The organism is Bradyrhizobium sp. A11 (assembly GCF_042077125.1).
In the GTDB taxonomy this organism is placed as follows: domain Bacteria; phylum Pseudomonadota; class Alphaproteobacteria; order Rhizobiales; family Xanthobacteraceae; genus Bradyrhizobium; species Bradyrhizobium japonicum_B.
Map to the genome: position 1 here is coordinate 542,329 of NZ_CP149509.1, position 18,076 is coordinate 560,404.

At 66.2% G+C, this 18,076-nt stretch carries 19 protein-coding genes and 1 other RNA gene; 8 read left to right on the forward strand and 12 right to left on the reverse strand.

Features of this window, described 5'->3' with window-relative positions; genetic code table 11:
- Positions 1 to 18 precede the first annotated feature (18 nt).
- The 3 genes from WI560_RS02450 to WI560_RS02460 are packed head-to-tail and all read right to left on the reverse strand — an operon-like array spanning position 19 to position 2,344.
- Positions 19 to 969: a sugar kinase gene (locus tag WI560_RS02450; protein WP_375306756.1), complete on the reverse strand. Its 951-nt coding sequence runs from the start codon at positions 967 to 969 to the stop codon at positions 19 to 21.
- Between the two features lie 6 nt (positions 970 to 975).
- Complete coding sequence (nudC, locus tag WI560_RS02455; protein WP_375306757.1) at positions 976 to 1,914, reverse strand: NAD(+) diphosphatase; 939 nt, start codon at positions 1,912 to 1,914, stop codon at positions 976 to 978.
- A 10-nt stretch (positions 1,915 to 1,924) separates the two neighbouring features.
- Positions 1,925 to 2,344: an HIT domain-containing protein gene (locus WI560_RS02460; RefSeq protein WP_375306758.1), complete on the reverse strand. Its 420-nt coding sequence runs from the start codon at positions 2,342 to 2,344 to the stop codon at positions 1,925 to 1,927.
- Between the two features lie 210 nt (positions 2,345 to 2,554).
- Here WI560_RS02460 and ffs point away from each other — a divergent pair.
- From ffs to WI560_RS02485, 5 genes are all read left to right on the forward strand, one after another.
- An RNA gene (gene ffs, locus WI560_RS02465) (signal recognition particle sRNA small type) lies at positions 2,555 to 2,651 on the forward strand.
- Positions 2,652 to 2,747: 96 nt separating this feature from the next.
- Positions 2,748 to 4,571, forward strand: coding sequence for a DNA polymerase III subunit gamma/tau (locus WI560_RS02470; protein ID WP_375306759.1), 1,824 nt, complete (start codon positions 2,748 to 2,750; stop codon positions 4,569 to 4,571).
- 26 nt (positions 4,572 to 4,597) lie between these two features.
- Complete coding sequence (locus WI560_RS02475; RefSeq protein ID WP_375306760.1) at positions 4,598 to 4,918, forward strand: YbaB/EbfC family nucleoid-associated protein; 321 nt, start codon at positions 4,598 to 4,600, stop codon at positions 4,916 to 4,918.
- A 1-nt stretch (position 4,919) separates the two neighbouring features.
- Complete coding sequence (gene recR / locus WI560_RS02480) at positions 4,920 to 5,522, forward strand: recombination mediator RecR (RefSeq protein WP_028138898.1); 603 nt, start codon at positions 4,920 to 4,922, stop codon at positions 5,520 to 5,522.
- 27 nt (positions 5,523 to 5,549) lie between these two features.
- Positions 5,550 to 5,984 carry a hypothetical protein gene (locus tag WI560_RS02485; RefSeq protein WP_028138897.1) on the forward strand — a complete coding sequence of 145 codons (435 nt, stop codon included), beginning with the start codon at positions 5,550 to 5,552 and terminating at the stop codon, positions 5,982 to 5,984.
- A 133-nt stretch (positions 5,985 to 6,117) separates the two neighbouring features.
- Here the strand turns inward: WI560_RS02485 and WI560_RS02490 are convergent, their stop codons facing one another.
- Positions 6,118 to 7,473 carry an MFS transporter gene (locus WI560_RS02490; RefSeq protein WP_375306761.1) on the reverse strand — a complete coding sequence of 452 codons (1,356 nt, stop codon included), beginning with the start codon at positions 7,471 to 7,473 and terminating at the stop codon, positions 6,118 to 6,120.
- 139 nt (positions 7,474 to 7,612) lie between these two features.
- Positions 7,613 to 8,812, reverse strand: coding sequence for a DNA recombination protein RmuC (locus WI560_RS02495; protein WP_375306762.1), 1,200 nt, complete (start codon positions 8,810 to 8,812; stop codon positions 7,613 to 7,615).
- Positions 8,813 to 8,983: 171 nt separating this feature from the next.
- Between WI560_RS02495 and def the strand changes: the two genes are divergently transcribed.
- The 3 genes from def (at position 8,984) to truA (ending at position 11,432) form a co-directional block, all read left to right on the forward strand.
- Positions 8,984 to 9,511 (forward strand): peptide deformylase, encoded by a 528-nt coding sequence (def, locus tag WI560_RS02500; RefSeq protein ID WP_375306763.1) that lies wholly within the window; start codon positions 8,984 to 8,986, stop codon positions 9,509 to 9,511.
- 140 nt (positions 9,512 to 9,651) lie between these two features.
- Positions 9,652 to 10,575 carry a methionyl-tRNA formyltransferase gene (gene fmt / locus WI560_RS02505; protein WP_375306764.1) on the forward strand — a complete coding sequence of 308 codons (924 nt, stop codon included), beginning with the start codon at positions 9,652 to 9,654 and terminating at the stop codon, positions 10,573 to 10,575.
- Between the two features lie 119 nt (positions 10,576 to 10,694).
- Positions 10,695 to 11,432 carry a tRNA pseudouridine(38-40) synthase TruA gene (gene truA, locus WI560_RS02510; RefSeq protein ID WP_375308750.1) on the forward strand — a complete coding sequence of 246 codons (738 nt, stop codon included), beginning with the start codon at positions 10,695 to 10,697 and terminating at the stop codon, positions 11,430 to 11,432.
- A gap of 160 nt (positions 11,433 to 11,592) precedes the next feature.
- Here truA and dapE read toward each other — a convergent pair whose 3' ends face one another.
- The 7 genes from dapE to yihA form a co-directional block, all read right to left on the reverse strand.
- Positions 11,593 to 12,759, reverse strand: a complete 1,167-nt coding sequence (dapE, locus tag WI560_RS02515) for a succinyl-diaminopimelate desuccinylase (RefSeq protein ID WP_375306765.1) — start codon at positions 12,757 to 12,759, stop codon at positions 11,593 to 11,595.
- A gap of 10 nt (positions 12,760 to 12,769) precedes the next feature.
- On the reverse strand, positions 12,770 to 13,615 hold the full coding sequence (dapD, locus tag WI560_RS02520; protein WP_257178507.1) for a 2,3,4,5-tetrahydropyridine-2,6-dicarboxylate N-succinyltransferase: 846 nt from the start codon (positions 13,613 to 13,615) through the stop codon (positions 12,770 to 12,772).
- Positions 13,616 to 13,801: 186 nt separating this feature from the next.
- Positions 13,802 to 14,497 carry a pyrimidine 5'-nucleotidase gene (locus WI560_RS02525; protein ID WP_375306766.1) on the reverse strand — a complete coding sequence of 232 codons (696 nt, stop codon included), beginning with the start codon at positions 14,495 to 14,497 and terminating at the stop codon, positions 13,802 to 13,804.
- A gap of 214 nt (positions 14,498 to 14,711) precedes the next feature.
- Positions 14,712 to 15,698, reverse strand: coding sequence for a DUF1036 domain-containing protein (locus tag WI560_RS02530; RefSeq protein WP_375308751.1), 987 nt, complete (start codon positions 15,696 to 15,698; stop codon positions 14,712 to 14,714).
- A 158-nt stretch (positions 15,699 to 15,856) separates the two neighbouring features.
- Positions 15,857 to 16,744, reverse strand: a complete 888-nt coding sequence (gene argB / locus WI560_RS02535; RefSeq protein WP_028138885.1) for an acetylglutamate kinase — start codon at positions 16,742 to 16,744, stop codon at positions 15,857 to 15,859.
- Positions 16,745 to 16,948: 204 nt separating this feature from the next.
- Entirely contained in the window at positions 16,949 to 17,314 is a 366-nt protein-coding gene (locus WI560_RS02540; protein WP_375306767.1) for a DUF423 domain-containing protein, read from the reverse strand.
- A complete protein-coding gene (gene yihA, locus WI560_RS02545; RefSeq protein ID WP_257178503.1) occupies positions 17,314 to 17,967 on the reverse strand; it encodes a ribosome biogenesis GTP-binding protein YihA/YsxC in 654 nt (217 codons plus the stop codon). Before yihA ends, WI560_RS02540 begins: the two co-directional genes overlap by 1 nt.
- Between the last annotated feature and the right edge of the window lie 109 nt (positions 17,968 to 18,076).

Below are 18,076 nucleotides of genomic sequence, written 5' to 3' on the forward strand. Positions count from 1 at the left end.
AATTCTAGAGCAAGCCCATTATCGCGACGCCCCATCGGCCCCCAGCATTCGGGCGCGGTGCAAAAGCTCTTCAACTTCAATACGTTGCGGGGCAGCCAGGCCGCCGCCGTGGCGGGTGCATTTCAGCGCTGCGGCGGCCGCGGCGAATCGCAGCGCCTCCCGCACGCCCTCACCCTCGGCCAAGCGGAGCGTGAAGGCGCCATGGAAGACGTCGCCGGCGCCAAGCGTATCGACCGCCTGGACCGCGAAGGCCGGCGTCTCCTCGAGCGCGCCTGTCTCGTTCAGCCAGATCGTGCCATCCGGACCGCGGGTCGCGGCGAGGAAAGCGGGCGTCAGCCCGGCCAGGAGCCTCAAGGCCCCGCCGTCGTCGGCGATGCCGGCGGTCTCCTGCACCTGCTCGCTGGCGAACAGCAGATGCGAGGCCGCCGTGAGCAGGCCGTCCTGCAACGATATCGCGCGGTCGACGCCGACGATGACGGGAATGCCGCGCCGGCGTGCCTCGGTGCAGAGGGAGATCGCGAACGCGGCGCAGCGGCTTTCGACCAGCAGGGCCCGGCAATCGGCGAGCAATTTCTCGGCGTCGGGCAGCTTCACGGTCCATAGACGGGGATCCCGATAGATCGTGAGCGTCCGCTCGCCCGAAGGCTCGATCATGATCGCGGAGACAGGCGTGGTCACATCGGGCATGCGTACGACGTGCGTGGTGTCGATGCCCTCCTGCGCCATCTGCGCGAGGATGAAGCCGCTCGACGTCTCGCGAACGTCACCCATCGGTCCTGCGAATGCGACGCGGCCGCCAAGTCGCGTGATCGCGATGGCGGCGTTGAGCGCATTGCCGCCGCAGATCTCGGCGAGATGCGTGGCATTGGCCTTGCTGCCGCGCGCGGGCACGGCCTCGACCCGAAAGGTGAGGTCGCGCACGGGAATGCCGATGCAGAGGATGCGCGGCGCGGCCTTAAGTTGCGCCATCGGCGGTCAGCTCTTGTCGTGGACCCAGCGGCCGAGCAGGTGGTGGGCGATGGCGAAGGGATGCGGGCCGGCGAGCCCGTCCGGATGCGTCCGCGTCAGCATCAGGGCGGCCTCCTCGCGCGTGAACCAGCGCGCGTCCTCCAGCTCCATGCGATCGACCACGATATCCTCGCTCACGGCCCGCGCGCTGCAGCCGATCATCAGCGACGACGGATAGGGCCAGGGCTGGGTCATGTAATATTGCACGTCGGTGCAGCGAATGCCGGATTCCTCCAGGATCTCGCGGCGCACCGCATCTTCGATGGTCTCGGCGGCCTCGACGAAGCCGGCGAGGCATGAATACATGCCGGGCGGAAACTGCTTCTGGCGGCCGAGCAGGCACTTGTCGCCGGACGCCACCAGCATGATCACGACCGGGTCGGTGCGCGGAAAATGCTCGGCCTTGCAAGCCGGACAGTCGCGCTTCCAGCCGCCTTCCTTCATCGCGCTGCGCGCGCCGCAATTGGCGCAATAGCCGTGTCGCTGGTGCCAGCTTACCATCGACTTCGCCATCGCGATCGCCGAGAGCTCGCCGGGCGGGATCGCGCCCTGCATCGCCATGCCGCGCAGCTCGGTCAACGTGTAGTCCTCGCGTCCCACCAGCTTCTCGGCGGCGGCCTGCGACAGGCCCATGCCGAACATCGCGGCGCCGTCGCGAAGCCCAAGGAAGATCGTGCCGGGATTGGCGCCGCATTTCAGCGCCTCGTCGATCGTAAGCAGCGCGCGGACCTTGTCGCCCTCGCGCCTCACCAGCAGCGAGTCGCGGTAGACGATATAGGCGCGCGAGCTCGGCTTCTGCTCCATCGCGAACAGCTTCTCCTCGTCGCGGCGCAGATGCGCGGCGCGGTCGAGGATGTTGGTGACGAAGGCCGGCTGCCCCAGCGGAAATGCGTCGAATGCTGACATTATCGATCTTTCAACCCAACCAGATCTTGCGGCGAAGCACACTGATGAAATTCTGAACCTCCGCGGCGTCGTGCGCCAAGGGCGGCATCACGCCCCAGACCGGCCGCGGCCAGGCCGCGTCACTGGTGCGACGCGCGATGATGTGGACATGAAGCTGCGGCACCAGATTGCCGAGCGCCGCGACATTGAGCTTGTCGCATTTGGTGACCTCCTTCAGCGCGCGCGAGACGCGGGAGATCTCCGTCATCAACTGCGCCTGCTGCACCTCGTCGAGATCGATGATCTCGACCGCATCGGGCCGCCGCGGCACCAGCAGCAGCCAGGGATAATGCGCGTCCTTGATGACCAGCACTTTCGACAGGGGCAAATCGCCGATGTCGATGGTGTCTTCTTTCAGGCGGGAGTGCAGCGACCAGGCGGGTTCGGGCATGAAGGCTTCTCGGGATTGATTCTTACCGTCGCAGAGACCAGGTCCCCAGACAACATGCGTATGCGCCGTGGTCCTTATGCGCCGGACCGGGAGGGGCGGGTCGTTCGAGGGCGGAACGGCGCGGTTCGGGCCTGAAAGTCCCCGAACGGTCGCCGGAACATCCGTAGACCCCGCTTGCTTTCCGCTCCCTTTGGCCCCAAATAGGGATCGGGAGATTGGCGGTGGACGAGCCACTCGCCAACCGGGTCAGGTCCGGAAGGAAGCAGCCCTAACGAGGTCCGGATCGGGTCGCTCGTCAGTCTCCTACCTGTTTTTCCGAGCGAACCAGCGCCGGCGGCAGCAGCCGCCAGCGCGCTCCTTTCCGCAAAAGCCGGCCAAGAGACATATCATTGCGGATCGACCGATGACCGACGCTGGCGCCCCTTCCAATCCCGATAGCGCCGGACCGGCCGGCAACGCGCCTTACCGGGTGCTGGCGCGCAAATACCGTCCGTCCTCATTCGACGATCTGATCGGCCAGGAGGCGGTAGTCCGCACCGTCTCCAACGCGTTCGAGACCGGACGGATTCCGCAGGCCTGGATCCTCACCGGCGTCCGCGGTGTCGGCAAGACCACCACCGCGCGCATCTTGGCCCGCGCACTCAACTACGAGATGCCGGATGGCTCGGTGAAGGGCCCGACCATCCACATGCCGACGCTGGGCGTGCATTGCCAGGCGATCATGGAAAGCCGGCACATGGACGTGCTGGAGATGGACGCGGCCTCGCACACCGGCGTCGACGACGTCCGCCAGATCAACGACAGCGTGCGCTACGCCCCGGCCAGCGCCCGCTACAAGGTCTACATCATCGACGAAGTCCACATGCTGTCGACGGCGGCGTTCAACGCCTTCCTGAAGACGCTGGAAGAGCCGCCGGAGCACGCCAAATTCGTGTTTGCGACGACGGAGATCCGCAAGGTTCCGGTCACCGTGCTGTCGCGCTGCCAGCGCTTCGACCTGCGCCGCGTCGACGCCGACGTGCTGATGAAGCACCTCGCCAACATCGCCGCGAAGGAAAACGTCGAGATCGAGCCGGAGGCGCTCGGCATCATCGCCCGCGCTGCCGAGGGCTCCGTGCGCGATTCGCTGTCTCTGCTCGACCAGGCGATCGCGCATGCGGCGGGCACCGTGAAGGCCGATGCGGTCAGGCAAATGCTGGGGCTCGCCGACCGCACCCGCGTCATCGACCTGTTCGAGTCGCTGGCGCGCGGCGACATCGCGGCTGCCTTCAAGGAGTTCCGCGACCAGTACGACGTCGGCGCCGATCCGATCGTCGTGTTGTCGGATCTCGCCGAATTCGTCAATTTCGTCACCCGCGTGAAGATCGTGCCGGCGACCGCCGACAACGTCGCTTACGGCGAGACCGAGCGCGTGCGCGCCAAGGATTTCGCCTCCAAGATCTCGATGCGCGTGCTGTCGCGGATGTGGCAGATGCTGCTCAAGGGCATCACCGAGGTGCAGGCCGCGACCCGGCCGGCGGCGGCCGCGGAGATGGTGCTGGTGCGTATCGCCTATGTCGCCGACCTGCCGACGCCCGATGAAGCCATCAGGATGCTGGAGCAGAACGGCGGCGGCTCGCCGGTCGTGAGCGGTGGCAGTGCTGCGCGCAGCAGCGCGCCGGCCGCGCCGGTGGCGTCCGCGGCGCCGGTTCGCATGCCGACCTCGTCGCCGCCTTCGTTCGGGGGCGGTGGAGCGCGGCCGCAGATGGCGGCGCCGGCACCGGATCCGCAAGCGGCGGCACCGCAACTGCGCATCACGAGCTTTACCCAGCTCGTTGCGCTGGCCGGGCAGAAGCGCGATCTCATCACCAAGGGCGCGCTCGAAGGCGATATGCGCCTCGTCCGTTTCGAGGAGGGCCGGCTCGAAGTCGCGCTCGAGCCGAACGCCTCCAAGACCATGATCTCGGAGCTTGCGAAGAAATTCGAGCTGTGGACCGGCCGGCGCTGGACCATCGTCGTCTCCAACGAGCCCGGCCAGCCGACGCTGCGCTCGGTGAACCAGGCCGCCAAGCAGCAGCATGCGCGGACCGCCGAGGCCGATCCGCGCGTGCAGGAGGTGCTGTCGCGTTTCCCCGGCGCCAAGGTCGTCGAGGTCCGCAGACTTGCCCCCGAGACGCCGGAATCCGATATAAACACCGACTACGGCAGTGACGATCCGCCCGACGGTTCCGACGGCGACGATCTCTGAGCCGAGCTTTTCAAGGACAGACACCGATGGCTGATTTTCTCGGCATGATGAAGCAGGCGGCGCAGCTGCAATCCAAGATGCAGGAGATGCAGGAGCAGCTCGCCAACGTGGAAGTCGAGGGCATCTCCGGCGGCGGTCTCGTCGCCGTGCGCATGACCGCGAAGATGGACGTGAAGGGCGTCAGGATCGATCCCTCGCTGATGAAGCCGGAAGAGCGCGAAGTGCTGGAAGACCTGCTCGTCACCGCCATGGGCGATGCGCGCCGCAAGGCGGAGGCCGCCATGCAGGAGAAGATGCAGGCTCTCACCGGCGGGCTCGGCCTGCCGCCGGGGTTGTTCGGCCAGTAATATGGGCGCTGTTGCAGGTCCCGAGATCGAGCGGCTGGTCCAGCTGCTCGCACGGCTGCCGGGCCTCGGTCCGCGCTCGGCGCGGCGCGCGGCGCTGCATCTGATCAAGAAGCGCGAAGCGTTGATGATGCCGCTGGCCTCGGCCATGCAGGTGGCGCTGGACAAGGTCCAGGTCTGCAAGACCTGCGGCAACATCGACACGCAAAATCCCTGCACCGTCTGCACCGATCCGAAGCGCGATCCCGCCATCATCGTCGTCGTCGCCGACGTCGCCGATCTCTGGGCGCTGGAGCGGGCCAATGCGACTCAAGGGCGCTATCATGTGCTGGGCGCGACATTGTCGCCGCTCGACGGCGTCGGCCCGCAGGATCTGACCATCGACGCGCTGGTCGCGCGCGCCCATGATTCGCAGGTGCACGAGATCATCCTGGCGCTGAATGCGACGGTCGACGGTCAGACCACGGCGCACTACATCACCGACCTGCTTCAGGACGCCAATGTGAAGGTGACGCGGCTCGCCCATGGAGTTCCCGTCGGCGGCGAGCTTGATTATCTCGACGAAGGTACGCTATCGGCAGCGATGCGGCAGCGCACCCTGTTCTAGTCATTCACAGATCACGGAACGGACGACATGACGAAACTTTTCGCCACACGATTGGCTTTGGTTGCGACGATGGCGATGCTGGTGACCCCGGCCATCTCCGCGCAGCCGGGTGACGAGGCCCCGCCGCCGTCGAAGCCCGGCAAGCCGATCAACAATGGCGACGTGCTGTCGGGCGAGCTGAACGCCATGAAGGTGCGCGACGGCAAGAACGGCAAGCGGGTCCCGATGTATCAGATCACCTCCGAGCCGCGTCGCCTGCCGGCGCCGAACGGGCTGTGCAATCTCGAGACCGGCCCCGAGACCTTCCAGCTCGTCACCTCCAGCGACGCGCAGGCCACGCAGCTGAAATCGTTCGTCGGCAAGGAAATCTCGGTCAAGGTCGACGAGATCGCCTGCGCCAGCGATGCCGGCCAGATGAGCGAAGCCGTGATCACGAAGTGGAGCATCATCAAGAAGCAGTAGGGCGGCGATGCGCACCGCGCTCTCTCTGCCGTCATTGCGAGGAACTCTTGTGACGAAGCAATCCAGACTGCCTCTGCGGTGACAGTCTGGATTGCTTCGCTTCGCTCGCAATGACGAAAGAGAGACGTGAGGGTTACACCCGCACCTGCTCCAACGTTTCGAAATGCCCACGCTTCTGCAGCCACGCCAGCAGCATCAGGCTCGGAATGGCGACGAGGACGGAGATCGCGAAGAACATCGGCCAGCCCGTCGCCTTCGCCAGATAGCCCGCACCCGACGATAAATAGGTGCGTCCCACGGCGGCGAGCGCCGTCAGCAGCGCATACTGGGTCGCGGTATGCAGCGGGTTCTGGCACAGCGCCGACAGATAGGCGACGAAGATCACGGTGCCGATGGCGTTGCAGAAATTATCCGAGGTGATGGCGAGGGTCAGCGCCCATTCATTGACGCCGACCAGCGCCAGCCATGAGAATGACAGGTTGGACATCGCCTGGACGATGCCGCCGATCCACAGGCTCGTGGCCAGCGAATAGCGCCGGGCCACGAAGCCGCCGGCAAAGCCGCCGGCCAAGGTCGCCACGATGCCGACGCCCTTGACGATCACGGCATAGTCGTTCCGCGTGAAGCCGATGTCGATCACGAACGGCACGGTCATGTTGCCGGAAAACGCGTCGGTGAACTTGAACAGCACGACGAAGGCGAGCACGACCCATGCTTCCTTGCGTCGCAGGAATTCCGAGAACGCGCCCAGCGCCGCATGGAACACCCGCGTGAGCGCGTCCTCGTCCCGCGTGGCGGCTTCGGCGCGTCCGGATTGTGCGGGCTCGGTGGCGGCCAGGGCCGTCGCCGTGCCGATCAGCACCAGCGCCGCCATCACCACATAGCCCCACATCCAGGCGGCGCCACGGGGGACGATCGCTTCGAAGCCGGTGACGATGAACAAGGCGCCCGCGGTCGATATCAGCATGCCGATGCGATAGGCGGCGACATAGGCCGCCATGCCGGCGGCCTGCTCGCTTTCGGGCAGGCTCTCGACGCGGAAGGCGTCGACCACGATGTCCTGCGTCGCGGACATCGTCGCAACCAAGAGCGCACCAAGCGCGACGAACAGCGGCGAGCGCGCCGGATCGGTCAGTGCCAGCAGCAGGATCGCGCCGATCAGCAGCAATTGCGAGAACACCAGCCATCCACGCCGGCGGCCGAAGCTGCGCGTGAAGAACGGGACATGCAGGGCATCGACCAGAGGCGCCCAGAGGAACTTGAGCGTGTACGGCGTTCCAACCAGTGCAAACAGCCCGATCGTTCCGAGATCGACCCCCGCCTCGGCCATCCACACCAGCAGCGTCGAGCCCGACAGCGCCAGCGGCAGCCCTGAGGAGAAGCCGAGAAACAGCACGATCAGCACCCGCGGCTGCAGGTAAACGGCAAGGCTGTCGCGCCAGGAGGTTGCAGGAGCGGCAGCGGGCGAAGTCGCGTCGGGTGCAGTCATGGGGTGGTGTTAGCAGATTCTGGGGGCGCTGCCTCTGCCACAAAGCTCGTCATGCCCGGGCTTGTCCCGGGCATCCACGTTCTAGTGTCGCCGGAAAGCCGTGGATGGCCGGGACAAACCCGGCCATGACGACATAATCTCACTCCCCCGCCTGGAGCTTGCGCGGAAACAGCTCGCCTGCGGCCGTCGCCACCAGCCGCGGTCCCTCCGGGGCGTCGCTCTTGCTGAAATCGAGCTCCTCGATGCGTCCCGCGCGCTTCTCGATCTTGTCGGCGGAGATCAGCACCTGGCGGACGTCCTCGTTCACGTCGGCGAAATGCTTCTGCAGCTTCAGCACGCGGTCGCGCAGCCGGCCGAGATCGTCGCCGAGCTTGATCACCTCGGTGCGGATCTGGTCGGCGGCATCGCGCATGCGCGCATCCTTCATGATCTGCTGCATCACCTGGATCGCAAGCATCAGAAGCGAGGGCGAGACCAGCACGACGCGGGCGCGATAGGCCTTCTGAATCACGTCGTCGAAACCGTCATGGATTTCGGCGTAGACCGATTCCGACGGCACGAACATCAGCGCCATCTCCTGGGTCTCGCCGGCGACGAGATATTTTTCGGCGATGTCGCTGACATGCTTCATCACGTCGCCGCGCAGCCGCTGCGTGGCGAGGCGCTTCTCCTCGTCGGTGCGGGCATCGTGCAGTGCCGTCATCGCCTCCAGCGGAAATTTGGCGTCGATGCAGAGCGGGCGCTGGTCGGGCAGGAACACGACGCAGTCCGGCCTCTTGCCGGTCGAGAGCGTGAACTGGAACTCGTAGGAGCCTTTGGGGAGACCGTCCTGGACGATCGCCTCCATCCGCGCCTGACCGAAGGCGCCGCGCGACTGCTTGTTGGAGAGCACGTCGCGCAAGGTGGTCACTTGGGTGGTGAGGTCGGTGAGATTCTTGTGCGCGCTGTCGATGATGCCGAGCCGCTCGTGCAGCGCGCGCAGGCTCTCCATGGTGTTGCGGGTCGAATGTTCCATGGACTGGCCGACACGATGCGTCACCGAATCCAGCCGCTCGTTGACCGCGCGTGCCATCTCGGCCTGGCGGCCGGCCAGCGCCTGGGTCATGGCGTCGACCCGGCCGGAGGATTCGCTCTGGGCCCGCAGCACCTCGCTCAGACGCTCCTCGAGCTCGTCGGCCCGGATCGCGTGCGCCATGGCGAGTTCCGCGCCGCGCCGCCCGGACCGCGCGATCACGACCGCAATCACCACCAGCAGGATGAGAACCAGGGCGCCGAAGCCGATCAGCGCGTCCACGACGCGCACCGGCCAGTCGCCGAGCATGAAAATGATGTCGTTCATGCCGACCCTTCTAGCCGATTCGCCCGGGCATACGAACGAATAGCGAACATCTATGGTGAATGCTCCGTTAATTTTTATGGTTAACGAAACCTGAAGTTTTATGGTTAGCGAGGGGTTAACACGGTTCCTGGCTGCATTGACCGCATCGGGCATGGGGCTTAAATCGCGGCCATGGCCCTCAGAGAAATCATCATCCTGCCCGACAAGCAGCTGCGCCTGGTCTCCAAGCCGATCGAAAAGGTCACGGCCGAGATCCGCAAGCTTGCCGACGACATGTTCGAGACCATGTACGACGCGCCCGGCATCGGCCTCGCCGCGATCCAGGTCGCGCAGCCGCTCCGGCTGATCACCATGGACCTCGCCAAGCGCGACGAGAACGGCGAGACCAAGCCGCTGCCCCGCGTCTTCATCAACCCCGAGATCATCGCCGCCTCCGAGGAGCTGTCGACTTACGAGGAAGGCTGCCTCTCGATCCCCGAATATTACGAGGAGGTCGAGCGCCCGGCGAAGGTGCGCGTGCGCTTCACCGATCTCGACGGCAAGGTGCACGAGGAGGACGCCGAGGGCCTCTACGCCACCTGCATCCAGCACGAGATCGACCATCTCAACGGCGTGCTGTTCGTCGATTATCTCTCCAAGCTCAAGCGCGACCGCGTCATGAAGAAGTTCGAGAAGGCCGCCAAGCGGGCCGGCGAGTAGGCCACGTCCTCCGCCGTCATGCCCGGCTTTGTGCCGGGCATCCACGTTCTTTGCCGCTCCGAGCAGGAAGAACGTGGATGGCCGGGACAAGCCCGGCCATGACGAGTACCTTGCTCGTTGTTCGAGGATTGTCTCGTCACATGCCCCTCCGCCTGATCTTCATGGGCACGCCCGATTTCTCCGTGCCGACGCTGCTCGAGCTGGTCGCGCATGGCCACGAGATCGTGGCGGTCTACACCCGTGCGCCGAAGCCGGGCGGGCGGCGCGGGCTGCAATTGCAGCCGACCCCGGTCGAGGAGGCCGCGCGAAAGCTCGGCGTGCCCGTGCTGACGCCGAAGACGCTGAAGACCCAGGAGGCGCTCGATGAGTTCAGTGCGTTCGAGGCGGATGCCGCCGTCGTTGTCGCCTACGGCATGATCCTGCCGCAGGCGATCCTCGATGCGCCGAAGCTCGGCTGCTACAATCTGCATGCCTCGCTGCTGCCGCGCTGGCGCGGCGCGGCGCCGATCAACCGCGCGATCATGGCCGGCGATGCCGAGAGCGGCGTGATGGTGATGAAGATGGATGTCGGTCTCGATACCGGCGACGTCGCCATGGCCGAGCGGCTCGCGATCACGGACAACATGACGGCGGCGGAGCTGCACGATCGGCTCTCGCGTCTCGGTGCCGATCTGATGGTGCGGGCGATGGCCGCGCTCGATCGCGGCGGGCTCCAGCTCAGGAAGCAGAGCGAGGACGGCGTCACCTATGCCGCCAAGATCGACAAGGCCGAGGCGCGGATCGACTGGCGCAAGCCGGCGCGCGAGGTGCTGCGCCACATTCACGGCCTGTCGCCGTTTCCCGGCGCCTGGGCCGAGCTGGAGAACGCACGGATCAAGATCCTGCGCTGTCAGCTGGCGCAAGGCGCGGGCGAGCCGGGCGCGGTGCTCGACGATCAACTCACCATCGCCTGCGGCGAGGGCGCGATCCGCATCGTCGAGCTCCAGCGCGAGGGCAAGGGCCGGATGCAGGCCGCGGACTTCCTGCGCGGCGCGCCGTTGAAGGCGGGAGCCAAATTCACCTGACACTGTCATACCCCGCTAAGGCGGGGTATCCAGTACGCCGAGGCTTCTCGGCTGAACGGATAGGCTGCGGAGTACTGGATTGCCTGCCTTCGCGGGCAATGACAGTGAAACTGGATAAGATGCCCCGCTACAAGCTCACCATCGAATATGACGGCGCGCCGTTCTTCGGCTGGCAGGTGCAGGACACGCTGCCCTCGGTGCAGGGTGCGCTGGAAGCGGCCGTGAAGGCGATGACGGGGTCGGATCTGCGGGTGCATGGCGCCGGCCGCACCGATGCCGGCGTGCACGCGCGCGGCCAGGTCGCGCATGTCGACGTCGACAAGCAGTTTCCGCCGGGCCGTTTTCGCGACGGGCTCAACGCGCATCTGCGCCCGCATCCGATTGCGGTGTTGGAGGCCGAGATCGTGCCCGACAGCTTCGAGGCGCGCTTCTCGGCGGTGAAGCGGCACTACCGCTATCGCGTCATCAACACCCGCGCCAATCTCGCGCTCGACGCCGGCCACGCCTGGCGCGTGCCGCGCAAGCTCGATGCCGAGGCGATGCACGCGGCAGCCCAGCGCCTGCTCGGCAAGCACGATTTCACCACCTTCCGCGATACCGAGTGCCAGGCCAAATCGCCGGAGAAGACACTCGACCAGCTCGACGTCACGCGCTGTGGCCGCGAGATCACCATCGTCACCTCGGCGCGCTCGTTCCTGCACAGCCAGGTCCGCTCGATGGTGGGGTCTTTGGTCTGGGTCGGCGAGGGCCGCTGGAGCGCGGACGATCTGTCTGCCGCCCTCGCCGCCCGCAACCGCGCCGCCTGCGGCATCGTCGCGCCGCCGGAGGGGCTGTATTTGATGAAGGTGGATTATTGATCTCTTCTTCGCCTCTCCCCGCCTGCGGGGAGAGGCCGGAATTTGCGAAGCAAATTCCGGGTGAGGGGGACTCTCCGCGAGTCCAACTATCACCGTCCTTGCGGAGGCGGCCCCTCACCCCAACCCTCTCCCCGTAAGAACGGGGCGAGGGAGAAGAGCCCTACCCAAAATACCTTGTCAGGATTCCGCGATACACCTTCGTCAGCTTCTCCAGATCGGCAACCGGCACGCGCTCGTCGATCTGGTGCATGGTCTGCCCCACCAGCCCGAACTCGATCACCGGGCAATAGCTCGAGATGAAGCGCGCGTCCGACGTGCCGCCCGACGTCGACAGCTCCGGCTTGCGCCCGGTCACCTCCGCGATCGCGGCGACGGCGAGATCGGTGAACGGCCCTGGCTTGGTCACGAACACGTTGGAGTTCGAGGGCTCCCAGACGATGCGGGCCTTGATGCGGTTGCCGCAGGCCTTGGCGAGGCGCGTCTCCACCAGCTCGCGCAAGCTCGCCTGGGTGTGGTTGTCGTTATAGCGGATGTTGAACCTGGCGCGGGCCTCGCCGGGGATGACGTTGAAGGCCTTGTTGCCGACGTCGACCGAGACGAATTCGAGATTGGAGGCCTGGAACTGTGCACTGCCATGGTCGAGCGGCTCGTCGGAGATCGCCACGATCAGCCGCGAAATGTCCGGCACCGGATTGGAGGCGCGATGCGGGTAGGCGACGTGGCCCTGCACGCCGTCGACGACGAGCGTGCCGGATTGCGAGCCGCGGCGGCCGACCTTGATGGTGTCGCCGAGCGTCTCGACATTGGAGGGCTCGCCGAGCACGCAATGGTCGAACGTCTCGCCGCGTTCGGCGGCCCATTTGAGCAGCTTGATGGTGCCGTTGATGGAGACGTCTTCCTCGTCGCCGGTGATCAGGAACGAGATCGAGCCCTTGCCGTCGGCACGCGGCTTGCCGCCGTTGGCGGCGAGATGCTCCAGCACCGCCGCGACCGAGCAGGCGATGCCGCCCTTCATGTCGACCGCACCGCGGCCGTGCAGGACGCCGTCCTTCACCTCGCCGGAGAACGCACCGACACTCCAGGCGCTCTCGTCGCCCGGCGGCACCACGTCGGTGTGGCCGGCAAAGGTGATGTGCGGAGCTTCGGTGCCGATCCGTGCATAGAGATTGTCGACGTCGGCGGTGCCTTCCTCGCTGAAGGTCACCCGATGGCAGGTGAAGCCGGCGGCGCCGAGGGCTCTTTCGAGCACTCCGAGTGCACCGGCGTCGGCCGGCGTTACCGAGGGGCAGCGGATGAGATCGCGGGCGATGGAGAGAGCATCGGTCATGCGCGTCGGATCAATCCCGCAGCAGCTCGTTGATGCTGGTCTTGGAGCGCGTGCGCTCGTCGACGCGCTTGACGATCACGGCGCAGGCGGTGCTGGGGCCGATCTGGCCGTTCTTCATCGGCTTGCCGGGCAGGGCGCCGGGCACCACCACCGAATATTCGGGGACTTCGCCCATGAAGACCTCGCCGGTCTCGCGGTCGACGATCTTGGTCGAGGCGCCCAGGAACACGCCCATCGACAGCACCGCGCCCTTGCGCACGATCACGCCCTCGGCGACCTCGCTACGCGCGCCGATGAAGCAATCGTCCTCGATGATCACGGGCTCGGCCTGCAGCGGCTCGAGCACGCCGCCGATGCCGGCGCCGCCGGAGATGTGCACGCGCTTGCCGATCTGCGCGCAGGAGCCGACGGTGGCCCAAGTGTCGACCATGGTGCTCTCATCGACATAGGCGCCGAGATTGACGAAGGACGGCATCAGGACGACGTTCTTGGCGATGAAGGCCGAGCGGCGCACCACGGCGCCCGGCACCGCGCGGAAGCCGGCATCGCGAAAACGGTTCTCGCCCCAGCCCTCGAACTTCGAGGGCACCTTGTCCCACCAGGTCGCCTTGCCCGGGCCGCCATTGATGACGCCCATGTCGTTGAGGCGGAACGAGAGCAGCACCGCCTTCTTCAGCCATTGATTGACCTTCCACTTGCCGTCGGCGCCGCGCTCGGCAACGCGCGCCTCACCCTTGTCCAAGGTCTCCAGCGCCTGATCCACGGCCTCGCGCACCTCGCCCTTGGTCGAGGTCGAAATGCCGTCACGCGCGTCGAAGGCGCTGTTGATGGTGGATTCGAGGGCGGACAGGGACATCGGGATTTCCTCTGGGAAACGGGAATTTTGATGGATTGAGGCGCTTTTTCGGGATTTGGCGGGGCGGAGTCAAGCTTGGTTCGGTGTCATCACCCGCGAAAGCGGGTGATCCAGTACGCCGTGGCCGTCGTGATGAATCGAGATGGCGGTGACTACTGGATACCCCGCCTTCGCGGGGTATGACGGCTACTTGGGGTGGGACAGTCCGCCCAAGAACTCCGCCAGATCATCCGTGACGTAGTCGACATGGACGGCGTCCCGCCCCTCCAGTTCCCAGTCCTCGCGCACCACCTCTTTCGTGCCGTCCGGCACCACCAGCACCGTGGTCATGCCGAGTGCGTGCGGGACGGTGAGGTTGCGGGCGAGGTCCTCGAACATGGCGGCGCGGGTCGGATCGACCGAATGGTCGGAGAGGAATTTCCGATATGTCTGCGCCGCCGGCTTCGGCTCGAACTCGGCGGCGATGATGTCGAACACGCCGTCGAAATGGCCGGCGAAGCCGAGTCGCGCCAGCACCGCATCGACATGGTCGACCGAGCCGTTGGTCAGGATCAGCTTGCGCCCGGACAATCTTGCGATGGCTTCGCCGAGCGCGGGGTTCGGCTCCAGCGGCGAGTGGTCGATCTTGTGGACGTAGGCGAGATAGTCGTCGGCGGAAACGCCATGCAGGGTCATCATGCCGCGCATGGTGGTGCCGAAGCGCCGGTAATAGTCTTTCTGGATGTTGCGTGCTTCCTCCGGGCCGACATTCAGCCAGTTGCACACGAACTCCCCGATCCGCGCATCGACCTGCTGCCACAGATTGACGTGATGCGGATAGAGCGTGTTGTCGAGGTCGAACACCCAGGTGTCGACGTGGTCGAAGGTGCGGGGGGAGGTCATTGCAGGTCTGTATCCGTTGACGCGCGCGCTGTCCCGCTCTCCGCTGTCACCCCGGACAAGCGAAGCGCAGATCCGGGACCCATAACCCCAGGGAGTGGTTTGGCGAAGACCCGGAGTTGCCACTTCGGGCCACGACTTCTCCATGTGGTTATGGGTCCCCGCGTTCGCGGGGACGACAGCGGAGTTTGTCGCGCTACCCTCATCATCATCACCATCACGGCACCGCGAAGCGCAGCGTCTTGCCGCCGCTGGACATGTCGACCGCACCAAAGCCCGTTGCCGAAAATCCGCGCGCGCCGCAATCGGTCTGCTCATTGGTCTCGAACTTGGTCTCGCGCGTGCACAGCTGCCGGTCGCCGCCCCAGTTCAGCGGCCTGTCCTTCAGCTTGACGGTGCGGTTGTCGGCGTCGACGGCTTCCGCGAAGCTGAAGATCTGTTTCGGCTGGCCTGATACGTCGGGGTGCAGGCAGGTCTTGGGATCGATGCGATACCAGCCGCGGCTGGTCACGGACTTGCCGTCGTCGGTCGCGATCGCCGCCATCACCTTGTGCGGCGTGTCGTTGCACCAAGTGAGGCCGGCCGCAGACGGCGTCTGCACCGCATCGACCATGGTCTTGAAGAAGCTCGGCGAGCCCACGATGTCCGACGACAGGCCGCGGCTCTTCAGGAACGCGGCCAGCGCCGCTTGGGTCTTCGGCCCGTCGACGCCGTCGATCGGCGCGGCGTCATAGCCTGCGATCACCAGCAGCCGTTGGATGCCGGCAAGCCGCGCCTGCTCGTCGTCATATTCGGAATCCTCGGCGAGGTAGGCGACGAGGTGGCCGTCCGCGCCTTGCGTCGGCGTCACTTGCGTGAACGCGGCCTGGGCCTGGCCGGTGCGGCATTGCCGGGCCGCCGCGATGACGAAATTGTCCTGGGCGACGCAGAGCATGTCGCGGCCGCTCTGCGGGATCGGGGAGGCGCCATAGACGCCGAGCGCGCGGGCGTTGAGCAGGATGCGGTCGGCGGTCAGCGTGCCCTGCACAACGACGCGGCAGGTAGCGGGATCGATCCTGAACCAGCCGCGCGTCGCGGTCGCCGCCTTGTCGTCGATGCCGATCGCGGCCTCGACCACATAGGACATGCGGTTGCAGATCTTGAGATCGGCGAAGGCGGGGGCGGAGGAGAAGAAGAACGAGACGGCCGCGGCCGGCAGCGTCATCAGGAAGCGGGTGAGGCGGGAGCGATGTGGATGACGCTCTCTCGCGTCGTCATGGCCGGGCTTGACCCGGCCATCCACGTCTTTGCCACGAGAAGAAAGGTCGTGGATGCCCGGGACAAGCCCGGGCATGACGGCGCTCGTGCGTGGCGTCTCCCGCATCACTTGTGGATCAGCGTTCCCGTGCCCTGGTTGGTGAACAGCTCGAGCAGCACCGCGTGCTGCATCTTGCCGTCGATGATGACGACGCCTTCGACGCCCTGCTCCAGCGCGTAGATGCAGGTCTCCACCTTCGGGATCATGCCGCCGGAAATGGTGCCGTCGGCGATCAGCTTGCGCGCATCCTTGACGGACAATTGCGGGATCAGCTTCTTCGACTTGTCGAGCACGCCCGGCACGTCGGTGAGCAGCAACAGGCGCTTGGCCTTCAGCGCGCCGGCGACCGCACCGGCAAAGGTGTCGGCGTTGACGTTCAGCGTCTGGCCGTCCTTGGAGGTCGCGAGCGGTGCCAGCACCGGGATCAGCTCGTAGCCGATCAGCTGGTTGAGCAGCGTGAGATCGACCTTCTCGGGGTCGCCGACGAAGCCGAGGTCGATCGCCTTCTCGATGTTCGAGCCCGGGTCGACGATGGTGCGCGTCGTCTTCGACGCCTTCACCATGTTGCCGTCCTTGCCCGACAGCCCGACGGCCTTGCCGCCGGCCTCGTTGATGTAGCCGACGATCTGCTTGTTGACGGAGCCGGCGAGCACCATCTCGACGATCTCGATGGTCGCGGCATCGGTGATGCGCAGGCCGGCCGCGAATTCCGACTGAATGCCGAGGCGCTTCAGCATGGTCGCGATCTGCGGTCCGCCGCCATGCACCACGACGGGATTGATCGCGGTCTGCTCCAGCAGCACGATGTCGCGGGCGAAGTTCTTCGCGGTCTCCTCGTCGCCCATGGCATGGCCGCCATATTTGATGACGATGGTTTCCTCGTCATATTGCTGCATGTGCGGCAGCGCTTCGGACAGGATGCGGGCCTGGTCGAGCGGGGAGATGTCGGTCATGTCGCGGTCTCGCTGGCGGGACGGTCGGTGCGCGTTCTATCCGATTGGCGGGCGCGGCGCAAAGTGTGGCTGGCATGCGATCGCGTGTCCCGGACGCGGTGCGGCACGCAGTGACGCGCCGCAGAGCCGGGACCCAAAAAGCCGCATGAGCCCCGGCTCAGCAGCGCACCGCTCACGCGCTGCGCTGCGTCCGGGGCACGAGCGCTACTTCCTCGTCGCCACCGCCGCCAGCGTCAGCGCCAGCCAGCCCGCGATCATCACCGTTCCGCCGGTCGGCGCCGCATAGGGAAACAGCGCGTGTCCGGCATATTGCCGCAAGGTGAGGTCGCCGGCGAACAACGCGGCGCCGCTCGCGAGGCCGAACGCGGCGACGAGGCCAATTCCGTCATGCAGAAGGCCGCGCGCGAGCAGGGCTGTGGTCGCAAGGATGGCCGTTGCGTGAAACAGCAGCATGGCGCTCGCCGTGGCAAGCCGGCTCGCATCCGCGCCGTGCGAGGAGGCCGCGGCCAGCGCGACGCCGGCGCCGCCCATCAATCCGGCAAGCCCGATCAGGAGGCGATGGGCCGGCATTACTTGCTCCGCTCTTCCAAGAGCTTCGCCATCGCGGCGCGCAGGCTCTCCATGCCGGTCGAGCTGCGCGACGATGTCGCGAGCACGTTCGGGAACGCGGCCGGATGCTTGGCCAGCGCGGCCTCGGTCTCGGCGATGCGCGCCTGCAGCTCGGACGCCTTCACCTGATCGGCCTTGGTCAGAACGATCTGGTAGCTGACGGCGGAGCGATCGAGCGTGTCCAGCACTTCGAGATCGACGTCCTTCAGTCCATGGCGCGCGTCGATCAGCACGTAAACGCGGGCGAGGCTGGCGCGTCCGAGCAGGAATTTGTGGATCAGCTCGGTCCAGGACGCGACCTGGCTCTTCGGCGCCTTGGCATAGCCGTAGCCGGGCATGTCGACGAGACGCAGGTCGGTCTTGCCGGGGACCTCGAAGAAGATCAGCTCCTGGGTGCGGCCCGGCGTGTGCGAGGTGCGCGCCAGCGCGTTGCGCCCCGTGAGCGCGTTGATCAGGCTCGACTTGCCGACATTGGAGCGGCCGGCAAAGGCGACCTCCAGCCCCGCCATCGGCGGCAGCGTCTGGATCGAGGGCGAGGCCCAGATGAACTGCCAGTCGCGCGCGAACAGCTTGCGCCCGGCCTCGATCAGCTTCGCATCTTTGTCATCGGTCATGCGAAGACTCTATCCTTTCGTCATGGCCGGGCTCGTCCCGGCCATCCACGTCTTGTGACTGGGCGCGCTTCCAAAACGTGGATGCCCGGGACGAGCCCGGGCATGACGA